The following is a 17,543-nucleotide window of genomic DNA, read 5'->3' as shown; positions in this document are numbered from 1 at the left end:
GATTTGCCGAGGAGTCGTAGTGTCTGACATTGCCATTGTCGGAATCGGGTGCCGATACGCGGGTGGTATCGATTCACCGGAATCCTTCTGGGACTTCATCATCAACAAACGCGACGGGGTCGCGGAAATACCGCCCGAGCGCTGGGACTACCGCCGCTATTACGATCCGGACCGGCGCACGCCGGGCCGCATGTACACCAAACGCGCCGCGTTCATGACCGGCGATCCCTGGGCCTTCGATCCGGATTTCTTCGGCATCTCACCGCGCGAGGCGGCCGCCATGGATCCGCAGCAGCGCCTGGTGCTCGAGGTCGCGTGGGAGGCGCTCGACGACGCGGGCATCGCCGGGCATATCTCCGGCGCCCCGATCGGGGTCTACATCGGCGCGTTCACCCTGGATCAGCTGGCCATCTCCGGCACCAGCACCGCGCTGCCGTACGTCGATATGCACACCGCCGCGGGCGCGTCGTACACCATGCTGTCGAACCGAATCGCGTTCGCGCTCAATATGGTCGGCCCCGCGCTCACCGTGGACACCGCCTGTTCGTCCTCCCTGGTCGCGCTGCATCTGGCCTGTCAGGCGCTGGCGAACGACGATTGCGCGGTCGCCATCGCGGGCGGCGTCACCATGCTGTTGCAGCCCGAGGCGTTCGTCTCCATGTGCAAGGGCGGCTTCCTGGCCGCCGACGGGCGCAGCAAGCCCTTCGACGCCGCCGCCGACGGCTACGGGCGCGGTGAGGGCTCGGGCATGGTGGTGCTCAAGAAGCTGGCAGACGCCGAACGCGATGGCGATCGGGTGTACGCGGTCATCAAGGCCACCGGCTCCAATCAGGACGGGCGCACCTCGGCCATCACGGTGCCGAACGCGGATCTACAAGAGGCGCTGGCCAAATCGGTAGCGCGGCGCGCGGGCATCGCACCGCACGAAGTCACCTACGTGGAAGCGCACGGCACCGGGACCCCGGTCGGCGATCCACTCGAATTGCGTGCCATCGGAAGGGCTTACGGTCAGGTCGAGGGCCGCACCGCACCGGTCGGCGTCGGCTCGGTCAAGGGCCAGCTCGGGCATACCGAGGCCGCGTCGGGCATTGCCAGCATCATCAAATCGGCGCTGGCCATCTCCAAGCGCACCATCGCACCGCAGGGCTGGCTGGACACCCCCAATCCGGATATCCCCTTCGATGAGCTGGGCATCAAACTCCAGTTGGAGGCGGAGCCGGTCGGGCCGGAGGTCGAGCGAATGACCGTGGCCGTCAACGGCTTCGGCTACGGCGGCACCAATGCCCATGCCATTCTCCAGGAATACCGGCAGACCAGCGGAATAGACCGCGAACCACGGCATTACGGCGTGCTGCCGGTGTCCGCGCGCACCGATCAGGCAGCGCGGGAACTGGCGCGCGGCTATGCCGAACTCATCGCCGACGGCGCGGATCCGGGCCTGCTCGCCGAGGCGGCCTGGACCCGCCGCCAGCATCACCAGTTCCGCACCGGCCTGACCTTCGGCGATGACGCCGAATTGGTCACGGCCCTGGTGGAATACGCCAATGGCGGCGGTCGTGCCGCCACCAAGGTGGTGCCGCGCAAGGTCGCCGATCCGGTCTTCGTCTTCACCGGTATGGGACCGCAGTGGTGGGCCATGGGTCGCGAACTGCTTACCGCGGGCGGCACTTTCGCCGCCGAGGCGGAGCGCATCGACGCGGTGTTCCAGGAGATCTCCGGCTGGTCCATCATCGAGGAACTGCTGCGCCCGGAGGAGGAATCCCGGGTCACCGGCACCGCCATCGCGCAGCCCGCCAATTTCCTGGTGCAGGTCGCGCTGTTCGCCCTGCTCGATGAGCTGGGCATCCATCCGGCCGCGGTGGTCGGGCACAGTGTCGGCGAGGTGTCGGCGGCGTACGTCACCGGCATGCTCTCGCTGCGTGACGCGCTGCGGGTCAGCTACCACCGCGCTCGATTGCAGGCCACCACCGCCGGTTCGGGCGGCATGCTGGCGATCGGGCTGCCGCTCGCGGCCGCACTGGAATTGATCGACGGTGATGATCTGGTCGATATCGCCGCGGTGAACAGCCCGAGCGCGGTCACCCTGGCCGGGGCCGAGACGCGGTTGGACGAGATCGCCGAAAGCCTCACCGCGGAGGGTGTTTTCGCGCGCCGCCTGCAGGTCGAGGTGCCGTACCACAGCTATCTCATGGAGCCGATTCTCGGCGAATTGCGCACGGCGCTCGCCGATCTCACGCTCACCGACCCGACCATCCCGCTGCTGTCCACCGTCACCGGCCGCGAGGTCGTCGCCGGTGACTGGGATGCCGAATACTGGTGCGCCAATGTGCGGCAGCCGGTGCGATTCGCCGATGCCGTGAGCGCGTTCGTGGACGCGGGGCATCGGGTGTTCCTGGAGGTCGGCCCGCATCCGGTGCTGGGCGCGAATATTCGCGAAATCCTCATCGGCGCGGGCGAGACCGGCACCTCGGTGGCGACCCTCAATCGCAAACAGGCCGATGCCGAGAGCATCCGGCAGACCATCGCCGGACTGTACGGCGCGGGCGTGCTGGAGCTGGAACCACTCTTCGGCGATCTGATCACCCCGCATATCGATCTGCCGCGCTATCCGTGGCAGCGCACCCACCTGCGGCATGAGCTGCCGGTGTTCACCCAGCTCCAGCACGGGACGCCCGGGGTGTACGCCATGCTGGGCGATGCCGATCTGGACAATGCCTCGACCTCGTGGCGGCTTCAGCTCAGCGTCGGCGCGATGCCGTGGCTGGCCGACCATGTGGTCGGCGGCGCTCGAATCCTGCCCGGCGCGGCCTATTTGGACGCCGCGCTGAGTGCGGCCGCGCTGCGCACCGAGACCCGCCGGGTGGCGGTCGAGGAGGTGCGCTTCATCGCACCGCTGATCATCGATGACGGGGCCGCGCCGACCGTCGAACTGCACGTGGAGGATTCGACCCGGCGCTTCACCATTCGCTCCCGCGCGACCGTGGACGCGCTGTGGACGGTGCACGCGACCGGTCGCCTGGTGGAGGGCGTCTTCGAATCCAGCAAGGTGGACCTGCCCGCTATCGATGAGATGCACGCCATCGATCCGGCCGCGTTCTACGCCGGATTGGCCGCGCGCGGATTGCGGTACGGTCCGGCTTTCCAGCGCGCCACCTCGGTGCGCGTCTCCGGGTCCACGGTGCTGGCCACCCTGGACGGCACCGTGCCCGAGGCGCTCAATGGCGCGGGCGCGGCGGCCCCCGGACATCTGGTGCACCCGTGCGTGGTGGATGCCGCGCTCCAGAGCGTGGCGGCGCTGCTGGCGGGCGTCGGCGGTCCCGAGGACGGGGCCATGGTGCCCATCGGGGTCGCCGAGGTCCGTGCCTTCGATGCCATTCCGGACCGGGTCACGGTGGTAGCGCGCCTGGATACCAGCGCCGATCCGATCGCCGATATCGATCTGCTCGATGCCGAACAGCGGGTGGTATTGCAGCTCATCGGTATGCGCTTCGGCTCCATCGCGCCGGGACGCGGTGCGCTGCAACGCATGACGGACTTCTTCTACGAGGACCGCTGGGAGCTGCGCGATCCGATCGATCGAAGTGCGCTGCCGGACAGTGCGAATACCGCCGCGCTGGTACTCGAGCTGGGCGTGCACGCGGGCGCCCGGGCCGCCGATATCGCGGCGGCGGTCGGCACGGACCGACTGGTCACACTCGGCGATCCGCAGCGAGAGGATCTGGAAGCCCTTGTCGCCGAACAGCTCCTGACGGCCACGGCCGAGGACATCGAGCGATTGCACGTCATCGTGGTGGCCGGGGCCGAGTACGAAGACCTCGACAATCTGTGGACCCTGCGCCGCCTCGCCCTCACCCTCGACGAGTTCTTCGACGGCTGGCTGGAACGGCGCGGCGTCGAAACCCCGATGATCGGTGACGGCTCGCTGCACGTGAGCGTGGTGACCGAACGCGCCTTCGCACATCCGGAGGAGGAGGCGACGCCGAATCCGGCGCATGCCGCCCTCGCCGGTGCGCGCCGGGTGCTGCTGAACGAACAGCCGCGGTTGCGCTGGCGACTGGTCGATATCGAATCCGGCACCGCCGCGGCCGATATCGCCGCGGAGCTGGCCATCACCGGTGCGTTCAGCTACGACAACGCCGATGAGATCTTCCTGCGCAATGGCCTGCGCTGGATTCCGGTGGTGGACGCATCCCTGCCCGATCGCATCGAAGCCATCGATCAGGCGGTGCCGCTGACCGATCCGGAAGCCAACTTCACCCTGGAGCTCCCGAAGTCGAAGCTGCTGTCCCGGCTGGGCTGGCGGCGCTGCGACCGCCGCGAACCCGGTCCCGGTGAGCTGGAGGTCCGCATGCGGGCCGTCGGCCTCGGCTACAAGGATCCGCTCAAGGTGCTCGGCGTCCTGGACGAGGAGGAGCTGGCCGGAACCTACTTCGGCGCGGTCCCCGGTATGGAGGGCGATGCGATCGTCGTCCGAATCGGTTCGGACATCACCGATCTCGCGGTAGGCGATAAGGTCATGCTCTCCTCCAAGGGCATGATCAGCCGCTTCCACACCACCGACCGCACCCTGGTCAGCCCGGTATCCCCCGATGCCGAACCCGGCTACTGCACCAGTGAGGTCGCCTTCGCCACCGCCGAGCATTCGCTGCTGGAACTGGCGCGGGTGCGCACCGGTGATGTGGTGCTGGTGCACGGTGCGGCGGGCGGCGTCGGCACGGCGGCGGTGCAGATCGCGAAACTGCACGGCGCCACCGTGATCGGCACCGCGAGCACCGGTGACCGGCGCGCCTACGCGCTGGGTCAGGGTGCGGATCACGTCCTGGATTCGCGTTCGCTGAATTTCGCCGATGACGTGCTCGCGCTCACCGACGGCCGCGGCGCGGACGTGGTGATCAGCACCGCGCCCGGGGAGATCCTGCGCCGGAACTTCAAGGCGGTGGCCGAATTCGGGCGCATCGTGGAGATCGGCAAGGCCGATATCTACGGCGGCGGCGTGCTCGACCTGAAGTACTTCGACAAGAACATCTCCTACCACTCCTTCGATCTCGATCGCATGCTGGCGCTGCGCCGGACGCAGACCATCGAGCTGATGGAGCGGGTGGAGGCCGCGCTGGCGTCCGGCCGGTACCGGCGACTGCCGTTCGAGCTGTACGAGACCGACGATGTGGCAAAGGCTTTCGAGGAGGTGGCGCGCTCCACGCAGCTGGGCCGCATCGCCGTGAGCATGGAGGCCGTCGCACCGCTGGTGCGGCCGCAGATTCCGCGCCTGGCCATCGATCCGGCGGCGCGGTACTTGATCACCGGTGGCTTCGGCGCGTTCGGCCTGGCGGTCGGGCGCTGGCTGGTGCGGTCGGGCGCACGGCATCTCACCCTGCTGGGCCGCAATGGCGCGACCACCGCGGCCAGCCGCGATCAGCTGGCCGCATGGGAGCACGAGGGCGTCGAGGTGATCACCGAACGCGTCGACGTCACCGATGTCGAGGGCATGGCCGCGGTCATCGCCCGGGCGAATACGGCGGAAACGCCGCTGCGCGGTGTCATCCACACCGCGGGAGTCGTTGACGACAAGCGCATTTCGGTGATGGACCGGGACAGCCTGGCCGCGGTGTACCGGCCCAAGATCGAAGGCGTGCGCGCGCTGCGCTACGGCCTCGATCTCGCGAATGCCGAACTGGATCTGTTCGTGCTGTTCTCCTCCGGCAGTTCGATCTTCGCCGGAATCGGCCAATACTCGTACACCGCCGCGAATCTCGCCCTGCAGTCGGTCGCCGATGTGGTGGTCCGCGAAGGCGGTACGGCGCTGGCCGTCGGCTGGGGCCATATGTCCGGCGGCGGTATGGCCGATGACGAGAGCGTGGCGCGCTATCTGCGCACCACCGGTTTCGACGATATCGATATGGACGAGGGCACCGAATTCCTGGAGAAGGCACTGGAACTCGGCATCCACCATCAGGTGGCGATCATTCCGGTGGACTGGGGCAAGGTGGCCTCGACCGTCCCGTTCTTCAGCATGGTCGGGCGGGTGCGGGAGCAGATCGCGGCGGCGGCCGAAGATGATTCCGCCGCATCACATCTGGTGGCCGCCCTGCGTGCCCTGGACGCCCAGAAGCGCGGGGACGTGGTGGCGCATATGCTCGCCGAGCAGCTCGCGGTGGTCATGGGCGTGGACCCGGATTCCATCGATCTCACCGTCCCCGTCCCGGATCTCGGCCTGGATTCGCTCATGGCGGTGGAATTCGGTGCGCTGGTGGGCAAATCGCTCGGCATCGATCTCACCGCGCTCAAGATGGGCCGCACCTTCACCCTGGAACAGGCGGGTGCTCGCGCCGCCGAATTCCTCATCGGCACCACCGATTCGACAGATCCAACCGGCCTCACCGATGCGGCTCCGACACCCACGGAGGTGACAGCATGACCGAATCCGCACGGGATATCGCCCGGAAACTATTGGCGGGCACCGGTAACGGCGGCGGTGTGGCGACCGCACCGCGCTCGAACGGCGGTGCCATCCGACCCGCTGCCGCTCGTCCGGCCGCCGCGAGTCCCGCGGCGGCCGCCCGGCCGGTGCGCGGTCCAGGCCGCCAGTTCGCGGATCATCCGGAGGTCGCGGCAACGGTGGCCAAACAGGCCGCCATCGCCGCCATCACGGCGCAGTCCGGGCTGGTCAATCCGCTGTTCCTGCCGCGAAACAGCCCGAATGACACGGTGATTCGGGCCAATGACACCGATCTGGTGAACTTCAGCGCCTACAACTACCTGGGCCTGTCGAACCATCCGCACGTGATCGAAGCCGCCAAGGACGCACTCGATCACTACGGGGCGTCGGCCTCGGCCAGTCGCATCGTCTCCGGGGAGATTCCGCTCTACGGCGAACTCGAGCGGCGGCTGGCCGATATCTACGATGCGGGCGATGCCATGGTGACCACCAGCGGCTACCTCACCAACGCGGGCGTGATCGGCTTCCTGCTCGGCGAGGGCGATGTCGCCATCTGCGATGCGCTCATCCACGGCAGCGTGGTGTCGGGGACACAGTGGGCGGGCTGCCGCCGCGTCAATTTCCGGCATAACGATCCCGAATCGCTGCGCGCGGTGCTGCGCATGTCGCGCGGCGGTTTCAATCGCGCACTGGTGGTGCTCGAGGGCCACTACAGCATGGACGGCACCGTCGGCCGGGTGGCCGAACTCGCCGCCATCGCAAGGGAATTCGACTGCGCGGTCATGGTCGACGAGGCGCATTCGTTCGGTGTCTTCGGCGAACGCGGGCACGGTATACGCGAGCACTACGGAATGGCGGGCGCGGAGGTCGACATCTGGATGGGCACGCTGTCCAAGGCCCTGGGCAGCTGCGGCGGTTTCATCGCCGCGGACGCCGATCTGATCGGGGCGATGAAGGCCAGCGCACCCGGGGTGGCCATGCTGACCGGCGGTCCCGCGCCGTCGACCATCGCGGCCGCCATGGCCGGACTCGAGGTGCTCGAGGCCGAACCGCAGCGGGTGTCGCGGCTGTGGGAGAACTCCGAGATCTTCCATGCCGCGCTGCGCGAGCGCGGTCTGAACCTCGGCGAATCACAGGGCACCCCGATCTGCCCGGTCATCGTGCCCGGCGAGATGCGGGCCGGATTCGTCTCGGCCGCGCTGCTCCAGCGCGGGGTGTACGCCGGGGCCATCTCGGCCCCGGCGGTGCCGGTGGGCAAGGAGCGGCTGCGCTTCTTCATCACCTCCGAACACACTGCACAGCAGCTGATTTCGACCGCGGGCCTACTGGCCGAGACCATTGCCTTGGCTGCGGGGCTGCCCGAAACGGCGGCCGTCTGAGTGATCCGTGTCTCTCGGATCACACCCCATTTCCAGTGACGAGAAGGTGGTGCTAGGTTAACCGGAGGATATCACTCCGGTTAACTTCCCGGAGGGCGGTCAGCCGAGCGAGGAGGAGGCCGCGCCAATGGTGGCACTGGATCTCGATGCACCCGTACGCGTTTCACCATCGGGAACCGGCGTCATCGATCGAACGCGGGCGGCCGTGCACGGCCGCGGCCGCGAGGCCGTGGTCCAACTCGTGGTTATCACCGTGCTCTATCTGACCTACCGCGTCGGCCGCATGCTCGCGGCCGATGAGCAGACGCACGCCCTCGCCAACGCGCGCATGCTGCTGACCTGGGAAGACCGCCTGCAGATGCCGAATGAGCAAGCGCTGCAATCGATCTTCGTCAAACATGAGTTCCTGGCCGTGCCCGCGAACTTCTATTACGCCACCGCGCATTTCGCGGTGGCCATCACGGCGCTGCTGTGGCTGTGGACCTTCCGGCCCATGTACTACCGGGTCACCCGCAATCTGATGGTCGCGCTCACCGCCGCGGCGCTGGCGCTGCACATGCTCATTCCGCTCGCCCCGCCGCGCATGTTGCCCGAGTACGGATTCGTGGATCTGGCGGCGAAATACGGTCAATCGGTTTACGGGCCGCCCGATACCGACACCCTCTCCAATCAATTCGCGGCCATGCCGTCGCTGCATGTGGGCTGGGCGCTGCTGCTGTCGCTGGGCCTGATCGCCGCCACCCGCACCCAATGGCGCTGGCTACTACTGCTGCATCCGGCCGTCACCACGCTGGTGGTGGTCGGCACCGGCAATCACTACTGGTTCGACGCCATCATCGCCACCGCGCTGCTGGCGGTGGCGACGCTGCTGCATCCGCCGGTATTCGAGCGGCCCGGGTCAATGCCGGAAATGCACGGAAATGAGAGGATCTGAGTCGACCGTTCGACTGCAGAAAGCCGGTGCCGAGGACAATGACGTCTACCGAAACCAAGTCTCGCGCGCGGATCGGTGACCTCATCACCGTGCAGGGCCGCCGCGTCCACGTGCGCCAGGACGGACCGGCCGACGGCAAACCCGTACTGCTGCTGCACGGTTTCGAGGGTTCACTGCACTGGTGGGACGCGGTGACGCCGCTGCTGTCCGATACCTATCGGGTGATTCGCGTCGATCTGCTCGGATTCGGCTGCACCGGTGGTGAAGCCGGATTCGGCCAGGACGGACAGGGCAGCATGCTGGCCGCGGTGCTCGATGAACTCGGCGTCGCCCAGGTGGCGGTGTGCGGACACTCCTGGGGTGCGGACGCCGCGCTGGCCGTGGCCGCGCGCTCACCCCGCATCACCGAGATCATCATCCTGGATCAGGCCCCGGACCTGAGCTATCTGCACGTCCCGGCCGGGGCCGCCCTGCTCGCCCTCGGCCCGGTCGCCCGGTTCATCCAGCGGTTCGCCCCGGAACCGATTGTGCGCCAAGCCCTGCGCGAGGGTTTCGCCCCCGGCTTCGAACTATCCGGCGCGGTCCCCAGCCCGCATCAGATGTTCCTGGACCACCGCGCCATGTCCTGGCGCGCCTATCGCGAAGTCACCACGGTCCGCCGCCAGGCCCTGGCCACCGACCCCCTGGACCGCCAACTCCGCCGCCTGGCCCTGCCCGCCCTGGTCATCCACGGCCGCCTGGACGGTATGTACGACTGGGCCACCACCCGCGACCGCTACATCGCCGCGGGCGCCCGCTTCGAACTCATCGACAACGCCGGCCACAGCCCCAATGTCGAAACCCCGCACCGCTTCACCGAAATCCTCCGCGATTTCCTCGCCGCCCCCGCGGCCCCCAACCCCATCCAGGACTGACACCCGGATCGAAGCGCCCGCCGATGCCATCGCGGCCACGGTCTCGATCGAAGTGCGCTGATCTCGGCTAGGCGTAGGCTGGCGAAAACCTGCATGAGGATCGACCAACCAACCTCTACCGAAGGACGGCCGATGTTCAATCAGTCCGACCTGACGACGCTCATCTCCGCCGCGCCCGGGCGCGGCGTCTCCATCTATCTGCCCACGCACAGCAGTGGTCCGCAAACGCGCCAGGACCCGATCCGGCTCCGGAATCTGCTCACCGAGGCGCATGCCGCACTGGTCGCCGACGGGGTCGGCAAACGCGAGGCCGATGCCCTGCTCGCCCCCGGCGAGGCGCTGCTGGACGACTATCCGTTCTGGCAGCATCTGGATGAGGGGCTGGCGCTCTTCCTCTGCGCGGACGGTTCGCAGTACCGATTCACGGTGCCGCTCACCTTCACCGAACAGGTGCATATCGAACCCGGCTTCTATGTGAAGCCGCTGCTACCGCTGCTGTCCGCCGACGGCAAGTTCGCGGTGCTCACCCTGACCGCCGACGGCGCGGCGCTGTACGCGGGCTCCAAATTCGCGCTCACCCCGGACCCGGAGGCCGGATTGCCGGGTGGCCCCACCGATAACCTCGACGAGGACAATCAGAGCCGGATCCTGGCCAGTCCGACCGCGCGCCCGCACACCGGCGGCAAGGCCACCACCTCCACCCAGGCATACGGCGAAACACCAACGGACTGGCGCAAATCCGTGCTGGACGACTGGGTCGGCAAGGTCGCCTCGGCGGTCGAGCGCCGGCTGGCCGATCAGGCCATCCCGCTGGTGCTCATCGCCGATCCCGAACTCGGCGGCCAGTTCAAGAAACGCAGCACCCTGGGCCCGCTGCTGGTCGGCACCGTGGAGAAGAATCCGGCCGCCCTGCTGAACGGCAAACTGCACGACACCGCCTATCAGGTGGTGCGCCCGCACTTCGAGGCCGGTGAACGCGCCGCCCTGGAACGCGCCGCGCTACTGCTGGCCGACGGTCCCACCAAGGTCGCGGTCACCATCGGCGAGGTGGTGCGTGCGGCCTTCCAGGGCCGGGTGGACACGCTGCTGCTCACCGACGGCGCGGTGGAGTTGGGCCGTTTCGACGAAATGGCCGACGCTGTCGAAACCCATTCCGAGCCGGGCACTTCGGTGATAGACCTGACCGAATACGCCACGGTGAAAACCCTGGAGAACAAGGGCGCGGTGTACATGCTGCCGCCAGAGGCGCTGGCCGGACTCTTCAAGAGCGCCATCGCCCCGGCCGCCATCGCGGTGCTGCGCTACTGAGCGATCCGCACTACTGACCGTCGGTAACCGAATCGCCCTGCGCCCGAACCGCTTCCGCGTACACGGTGGACGGCCGGGTGGCAGGGCGGATCTTGTGCAGCCACATCAGTCCGAGCGCGCAGCCGAGCGCGATACCCAGCGCCATCCAGCCGGCCTTGGGCTCGTGCGCGGTCGACGGCGATCGGTACCACAGGTGTGAATAACCGGCCGTGGTGTCCTGTGCACCACGCACCGCGAGCACCACGGACGGCACGAACAGCACCGCGATGCCCAGGACCCGGTTCTGGAGTAGCTCGGGCCGGGTGGCCCCGTAGCCGTATCCGGTGATCGCGGCCAGTGCGAGCGCTCCGATCGAGGGAATCACCCGGTTCTGATCGGAGACCGGGGCCAGGGCCGCGAAGAGCGCGAGTCCCGCGATCACTGCGATGGCGACCAGTGGATAGCGCCGCCTATCCCCCAGCCACAGTCCCGCCGCCACCGCGACGAACAGCAGCGGATGCACCCAACTCGGCCGTGGCACAGCCACAATGGCACTGCCCACCGCCGCCAGTCCGACGCCGATCAGAATGATGCCGCCGTCACGACCGGTGAGAATGAAGGCGGTGAGCACGGCGACGATGACGGTCGCCGCGGCCGCCACCACGGCGGCGGTGGTATCCACCTGCTGCCGGGTGAACCATTCGACCGCGAGCAGCGTCGAGCCCGCGCCGATGGCTCCGGCCACCACCGTCCCGAACGGCGCGTCCAACTCGTGCACCATCTCCACCCGGCGACGGCGATGCCAGCAGGTCGAGAGCATGATGAGCAGGACCACCACGAAGATCGCCCACAGCGGTGGTGAATCGGTGCCGATTCCAGTGTAAGTAGCCGCGGCACTGGGCAATTCAGTCAGATCGCCGAGCACGACGCTGGCGACCGCACCCAGCATGAAGGCCGCGCCGGTGCGCCGCGAGCGCAGCACGGCCGCGCCGATGAGCCCGAGCAGGACACCACCGAAGATGGAATCGATGTAGTTCGATGTGGTGAGCGAGACATCCGAATCCAGCCGCCGGCTCAATACGGCGTTGGCGAGCAACGCGATTCCGGTGACGCCGGCGCAGATCCAGGTGAGGCGGGTGTCGCCGAGCGAGACCGCGAGCACCACCGCCACCACCGCCGAGATCGCACCCGCCGTATCGGCGCGCGGCACATTCACCACCAGCAGGTATTGATGCAGCGCCGAACTGCCGGCGACCCGGGCGAAGTCCACGGGCATCATCACCGAAAGGCAGGCGACCGCCGCTGCCAGGAACGCGGTCACCACTTCCACGAGGTCGCGCAGACGACGCACCCTCACAACATACTGCTCAGTCTTTAATTTGCGCCGGAGGGTTGCGGATTCAGTAGCCACGAGTACGCTCGAAAATGAGTCCGCTCATTATTCAAGGGCGATCCGGAGGTGTGCAATGCCCGTTCCGCAAGAATCGACCCAGGTCGGAAGGCGTGTACGCGGTATGCGAGATAAGCAGGGCCGCATCTTCGACGCTGCCGCATCACTATTTGCGGAAAACGGCTTCGCGCGCGTCACCACCCAGCAGATCTCCGATCGCGCGGATATCGCCGCGGGAACGCTGTTCCGCTACGCGGCTTCCAAGGGCGAGTTGCTGCTCATGGTCTACAACGCCGATTTCCGGTCCGCGCTGGACCTGGCCGAGCAGCGCGCCCGCGCCCATGACGATCCGGTGGAGACGGTGCTCGAACTCATCCGGCCCACCGTGCGATCCGCCGCGCGCAGCACCGAGAACACCGTGGCCTATCAGCGCGAGCTGCTCTTCGGCCCACCTGACGACAGATATCGCGCCGAGGGATTGGCACTGGTCGCGCGACTGGAGGCCATGATCGCCGACCGGCTCGCGGTCGACGCCCGCGCACGCGGACTGGAATCGCCTCGGCTGGAAGAGCTTTCCCGGCTCGCCGGGCGCAGCGTCTTCGCGGTGCTGCATCTGGCACTGGCTCGCCCGGCCACCGGGGCGCACCCCGGGTCCGACCCGCTCACCGATCTGCGCGGGCAGATCGCCCAGATCGTGGCCGGATTCTTCGCGGCCCTGCATACATCCGTCAGCCAAACCCGAACAGAGGAGAGGTAATTGACCATCGACATCCGCAAGGTGACCGTACTCGGGACCGGCGTACTGGGATCGCAGATCGCCTTCCAGACCGCGTTCAGCGGCTTCGACGTCACCGCGTACGACATCAATGACGATGCGCTGAAGGCGGCGAGCGAGCGTTTCGACAAGCTCGCGGCCATCTACCGAGACGAGGTGAGCGGGGCCGGGGACGGCAAAGCCGAGCAGACCGCATCCGGCATCACGCTGACTTCCGATCTGGCACAGGCGGTTCGGGACGCCGACCTGGTCATCGAGGCGGTGCCCGAGGTGCTCTCGATCAAACAGGACACCTATCACAAGCTCGGTGAACTCGCTCCGGAGCGCACCATTTTCGCCACCAACTCCTCCACACTGCTGCCCAGCGCCATGGTGGAATTCACCGGCCGGCCGGATCGATTCCTGGCGCTGCACTTCGCGAATCAGGTGTGGAAGTTCAATACCGCCGAGGTGATGGGCACCCCGGAGACCGATCCGAAGGTGTATCAGGCCGTGGTGGACTTCGCGTCCAACATCGGCATGGTGCCGATCGAATTGCATAAGGAGAAGGCGGGTTACGTCCTCAACTCGCTGCTGGTCCCGCTACTCAATGCCGCCATGGATTTGAGCGCGAACGGCTACGCCGATCCCGAAGCGGTCGACAAGACCTGGCGCATCGCCACCGGCGCGCCCATGGGGCCGTTCCAGATTCTCGACATCATCGGCCTGACCACCCCGTACAACATCCTGGTCAATTCCGACGAGAACGGTAAGCAGCTGGCGAAGTGGTTGCAGGACAACTACATCGGCAAGGGCAAGCTCGGCATCGCCAGCGGAGAGGGCTTCTACAAGTACGGCAACTGATCCGCCCGACGTTCGAAACAACCAGGGATGGGAGTCATATGTACTACAGCAGCGGCAATTACGAAGCCTTCGCGCGCCCGCGTAAGCCCGAGGGCGTCGACGGCAAAACGGCGTGGTTCGTCGGGTCCGGTCTCGCCTCGCTGTCCGGCGCCGCCTTCCTGATCCGCGACGGGCAGTTGCCGGGTGACAAGATCACCATTCTGGAGGAGTTGAAACTGCCCGGCGGTGCGCTGGACGGTATCCGTAAACCCAAGAAGGGCTTCGTCATTCGCGGCGGCCGCGAGATGGAGAACCATTTCGAATGCCTGTGGGACCTGTATCGCACCATCCCGTCCATGGAGATCGACGGGGCCAGCGTGCTGGACGAGTTCTACTGGCTGAACAAGGACGATCCGAACTTCTCGCTACAGCGCGCCACCGTGGAACGCGGTCAGGACGCGCACACCGATGGTCTGTTCACGCTGAATGACAAGGCGCAGAAGGAGATCGTCAAGGTCTTCCTCGCCACGCGTGAGGAGATGGAGGACAAGCGCATCGACGAGGTCTTCTCGAAAGACTTCCTGCAGAGCAACTTCTGGCTGTACTGGCGGACCATGTTCGCCTTCGAGGAATGGCACAGCGCGCTGGAGATGAAGCTGTACCTGCACCGCTTCATCCACCATATCGGCGGTCTGCCGGACTTCTCGGCGCTCAAGTTCACCAAGTACAACCAGTACGAATCGCTGGTCCTGCCGCTGTACCAGTGGCTGCTCGATCAGGGCGTGAACTTCAAGTTCGATACCACGGTCACCGATGTGGATTTCGATCTGAGCGGGAAACGCAAGCAGGCCACGCGGATTCACTGGGTGTCCGAGGGCGTGGAGGGCGGGGTGGATCTGAGCGAGAACGATCTGCTGCTCATGACCATCGGCTCGCTGACCGAGAATTCCGATGAGGGCGATCAGGACACCCCCGCGAAACTGAACACGGGCCCCGCGCCCGCCTGGGATCTGTGGCGCACCCTCGCGGCGAAAGATCCGGCGTTCGGCCGCCCGGAGGTGTTCGCGGGCGATATCGAGAAGACCAAATGGGAATCGGCCACCGTCACCACGCTGGATCAGCGTATCCCCGAATACATTCAGAAGATCTGTAAGCGAGATCCGTTCAGCGGCAAGGTCGTCACCGGCGGCATTGTCACGGCGAAGGATTCGAGCTGGCTGTTGAGCTGGACGGTGAACCGGCAGCCGCACTTCAAACAGCAGCCCAAGGATCAGATCGTGGTGTGGGTGTATTCGCTGTTCGCCGATGTGCCCGGCGACTACGTGAAGAAGACCATGCAGGAGTGCACGGGCGAGGAGATCACCCAGGAATGGCTGTACCACATGGGTGTTCCGGTTGCCGATATTCCGGACCTGGCCGCGAACGCCGCCACCTGCGTACCGTGCATGATGCCGTACGTGACCGCGTTCTTCATGCCGCGCAAGGCCGGTGACCGGCCGAACGTGGTGCCGGACGGATCAGTCAACTTCGCGTTCATCGGGCAGTTCTCCGAAACCAGCCGCGATTGCATCTTCACCACCGAGTATTCGGTGCGCACCGGTATGGAGGCGGCGTATCAGCTGCTGAATATCGAACGCGGGGTGCCGGAGGTCTTCAACTCCACCTACGACATTCGCTCACTGTTGGCGGCGACCAGCCGACTACGGGACGGTAAGGCCATCGATCTGCCCGGACCGCAGATCCTGCGCAAACAGCTGTTCAAACGCCTCGATTCGACCGAGGTGGGCGAACTGCTCAGCGAATTCGGGTTGATCTCGGATAAGTAGCGCCGCAGCGTATTTCGGTACCGTGGCGGGTCGGTGTGCTCAGTGCACGCAGGCCCGCCACACTTCCGCGGCCTCCACCAGGCGGGTACGAACCAGATCGATATGCGGGCGAGCCGGACCGCCGACGCGGCGGGCGAGATAAACCGTATTGATCGGCGAATCCTCCGGATCCAGCAGTGTCACAATCGACCCCGTGTCGAGTTCACGCGCGCACAGATAGCGCGGCAGCACCGACAGGCCCGCACCCGCGACGACCGCGGACAGCACCGCGCGCAGATCCGGAATCACCAGGGCCGCTTCGGCTTCCAGCCGGGTGTCGAAGACGTGCCGCCAATAGCGGCGCAGGATGGGCAGATCCGCCGCATAACTGATGAGCGGCACCCCCGCGAGATCATTGACGCGCAATCGCTCGATATCGATATGCGCGGCCACCTGCGGTGCGGCGACGAGCACGAACTCCTCATCGGCCAGCGGTTCGGCCAGAACGGTGCGCCCGCGCGGGCGAATGGTGGACAGCACCAGATCGAGTTTGCCCAGGCGCAGATCGGTGAGCAGATCATCGGCCAGTCCGGTGGTGACGGTGAACCGGATACCCCGGGAGATGAGCGGGGCCAGTGCGGGCAGGGTCAGCGCGGCGAGCAGTTCCGCGGGACCGCCGAGCAACACCGGGGGTTCGGGGGTGTCCGCCTCGGGCGAATCGGCGACCACGGTCTCCAGCGCGTCGAGCGGCTCCGCCACCCGGGTGGCCAGATCGTGCGCGGCCGCGGTGGGGCTGACCCCGCGCGGCAGGCGTTCGAAGAGCGGGCGGCCCAGGTGTCGTTCCAGGGCTTGCAACTGCGTCGTCACCGTAGGCTGGGAGAGGCCGACCTGGCTCGCGCCCGCGGTGAGCGATCCGGCCCGGTAGACGGCGAGAAACGTCCGGAGCTGCGCCAAATCCACGGATCCATCGGTCTGCCTATGTCTCATATAGGCGAGTCTATTGGTCGATCTATGTTCGCGTACCTACGGTGGAACCAGACAACCTGACATTCCACGTACGGAGTGTCAGTTCATCGGTAAGAGACCATTCCGAGCGAGGAGCATCATGGCCAAGATCCTGTTCGTCATGACCGGCGTCGATCATTGGACGCTGGCCGACGGCACCCAGCACCCCACCGGGTACTGGGCCGAGGAGTTCGCCGCGCCCTATGAGGCGTTCAAGGCGGCCGGGCACGACATCGTCGTCGCCACCCCCGGCGCGGTGGTACCGCCGATCGATCGCGGCAGCCTCGCCCCCGAGGCCAACGGCGGTCCCGAGGGCGCGGAGAAGGTCGCCGAAATCCTGCGCAAGGCAACCGAATTGAGTTCGCCCATTGATCTGAGCACGGTCGACCTCGCCGATTACGACGCGGTCTACTACCCGGGCGGGCACGGGCCGATGGAAGATCTGGCCGTCAATCCGGTATCCGGTGAATTGCTCACCGCCGCACTGGCTTCGGGCAAGCCCCTGGGTGTGGTGTGCCATGCCCCGGCCGCACTGCTGGCCACCGCCGACACCGACGGCAAGTCGCCGTTCGCGGGCTACCGGCTCACCGGCTTCACCAATGCCGAGGAGACCCAGGCCGGATTGGCGGACAAGGCCAAATGGCTGCTCCAGGATCGGCTCGTCGAACTGGGCACCGACTTCCGCGAGGGCGAGCCGTGGGCCCCGCATATCGAGGTCGACCGGAATCTCTACACCGGGCAGAACCCGGCCTCCTCCGCCCCGCTGGCGGCGGAGTTGCTGAAGGCGCTCTGACCC

Annotated in this window: 11 protein-coding genes; 9 read left to right on the top strand and 2 right to left on the bottom strand. The window is 66.8% G+C overall.

Annotation, left to right across the window (positions count from 1 at the left end; genetic code table 11):
• Window positions 1-19 precede the first annotated feature (19 nt).
• From AB0L82_RS00805 to AB0L82_RS00785, 5 genes are all read left to right on the top strand, one after another.
• The gene (locus tag AB0L82_RS00805) at window positions 20-6,415 is read left to right on the top strand and encodes an SDR family NAD(P)-dependent oxidoreductase (RefSeq protein ID WP_364628969.1); all 6,396 of its coding nucleotides are present in this window, start codon (window positions 20-22) and stop codon (window positions 6,413-6,415) included.
• Entirely contained in the window at window positions 6,412-7,815 is a 1,404-nt protein-coding gene (locus AB0L82_RS00800; RefSeq protein ID WP_364628966.1) for an aminotransferase class I/II-fold pyridoxal phosphate-dependent enzyme, read from the top strand. The genes AB0L82_RS00805 and AB0L82_RS00800 overlap by 4 nt, the downstream gene beginning before the upstream one ends.
• 127 nt (window positions 7,816-7,942) lie before the next feature.
• On the top strand, window positions 7,943-8,749 hold the full coding sequence (locus AB0L82_RS00795; RefSeq protein ID WP_364628963.1) for a phosphatase PAP2 family protein: 807 nt from the start codon (window positions 7,943-7,945) through the stop codon (window positions 8,747-8,749).
• Between the two features lie 38 nt (window positions 8,750-8,787).
• Window positions 8,788-9,663, top strand: a complete 876-nt coding sequence (locus tag AB0L82_RS00790) for an alpha/beta hydrolase (protein ID WP_364628961.1) — start codon at window positions 8,788-8,790, stop codon at window positions 9,661-9,663.
• Window positions 9,664-9,795: 132 nt separating this feature from the next.
• Window positions 9,796-10,971 carry a hypothetical protein gene (locus AB0L82_RS00785; protein WP_364628959.1) on the top strand — a complete coding sequence of 392 codons (1,176 nt, stop codon included), beginning with the start codon at window positions 9,796-9,798 and terminating at the stop codon, window positions 10,969-10,971.
• A 10-nt stretch (window positions 10,972-10,981) separates the two neighbouring features.
• Here AB0L82_RS00785 and AB0L82_RS00780 read toward each other — a convergent pair whose 3' ends face one another.
• Entirely contained in the window at window positions 10,982-12,301 is a 1,320-nt protein-coding gene (locus AB0L82_RS00780; RefSeq protein WP_364628956.1) for a hypothetical protein, read from the bottom strand.
• Between the two features lie 163 nt (window positions 12,302-12,464).
• Here AB0L82_RS00780 and AB0L82_RS00775 point away from each other — a divergent pair, with 163 nt between their 5' ends.
• From AB0L82_RS00775 to AB0L82_RS00765, 3 genes are read left to right on the top strand one after another with little or no spacing between them, the layout of a single operon-like run.
• On the top strand, window positions 12,465-13,097 hold the full coding sequence (locus AB0L82_RS00775) for a helix-turn-helix domain-containing protein (protein ID WP_364628953.1): 633 nt from the start codon (window positions 12,465-12,467) through the stop codon (window positions 13,095-13,097).
• Window positions 13,098-13,958 (top strand): 3-hydroxyacyl-CoA dehydrogenase, encoded by an 861-nt coding sequence (locus tag AB0L82_RS00770; protein WP_364628951.1) that lies wholly within the window; start codon window positions 13,098-13,100, stop codon window positions 13,956-13,958.
• 38 nt (window positions 13,959-13,996) lie between these two features.
• On the top strand, window positions 13,997-15,763 hold the full coding sequence (locus AB0L82_RS00765; protein ID WP_364628948.1) for an oleate hydratase: 1,767 nt from the start codon (window positions 13,997-13,999) through the stop codon (window positions 15,761-15,763).
• A 39-nt stretch (window positions 15,764-15,802) separates the two neighbouring features.
• On the opposite strand, the gene AB0L82_RS00760 is transcribed toward AB0L82_RS00765, so the two are convergent.
• On the bottom strand, window positions 15,803-16,729 hold the full coding sequence (locus AB0L82_RS00760; protein ID WP_364628946.1) for a LysR family transcriptional regulator: 927 nt from the start codon (window positions 16,727-16,729) through the stop codon (window positions 15,803-15,805).
• Window positions 16,730-16,847: 118 nt separating this feature from the next.
• On the opposite strand from AB0L82_RS00760, the gene AB0L82_RS00755 reads away from it, so the two are divergent.
• A complete protein-coding gene (locus AB0L82_RS00755; RefSeq protein ID WP_364628943.1) occupies window positions 16,848-17,540 on the top strand; it encodes a type 1 glutamine amidotransferase domain-containing protein in 693 nt (230 codons plus the stop codon).
• The last annotated feature ends 3 nt before the right edge of the window (window positions 17,541-17,543 follow it).

It is taken from the genome of Nocardia sp. NPDC052001, assembly GCF_040680615.1.
Lineage (GTDB): Bacteria > Actinomycetota > Actinomycetes > Mycobacteriales > Mycobacteriaceae > Nocardia.
The sequence above is the reverse complement of the archived record's forward strand: the minus strand, read 5'-3'. Positions and strand labels throughout refer to the sequence as shown.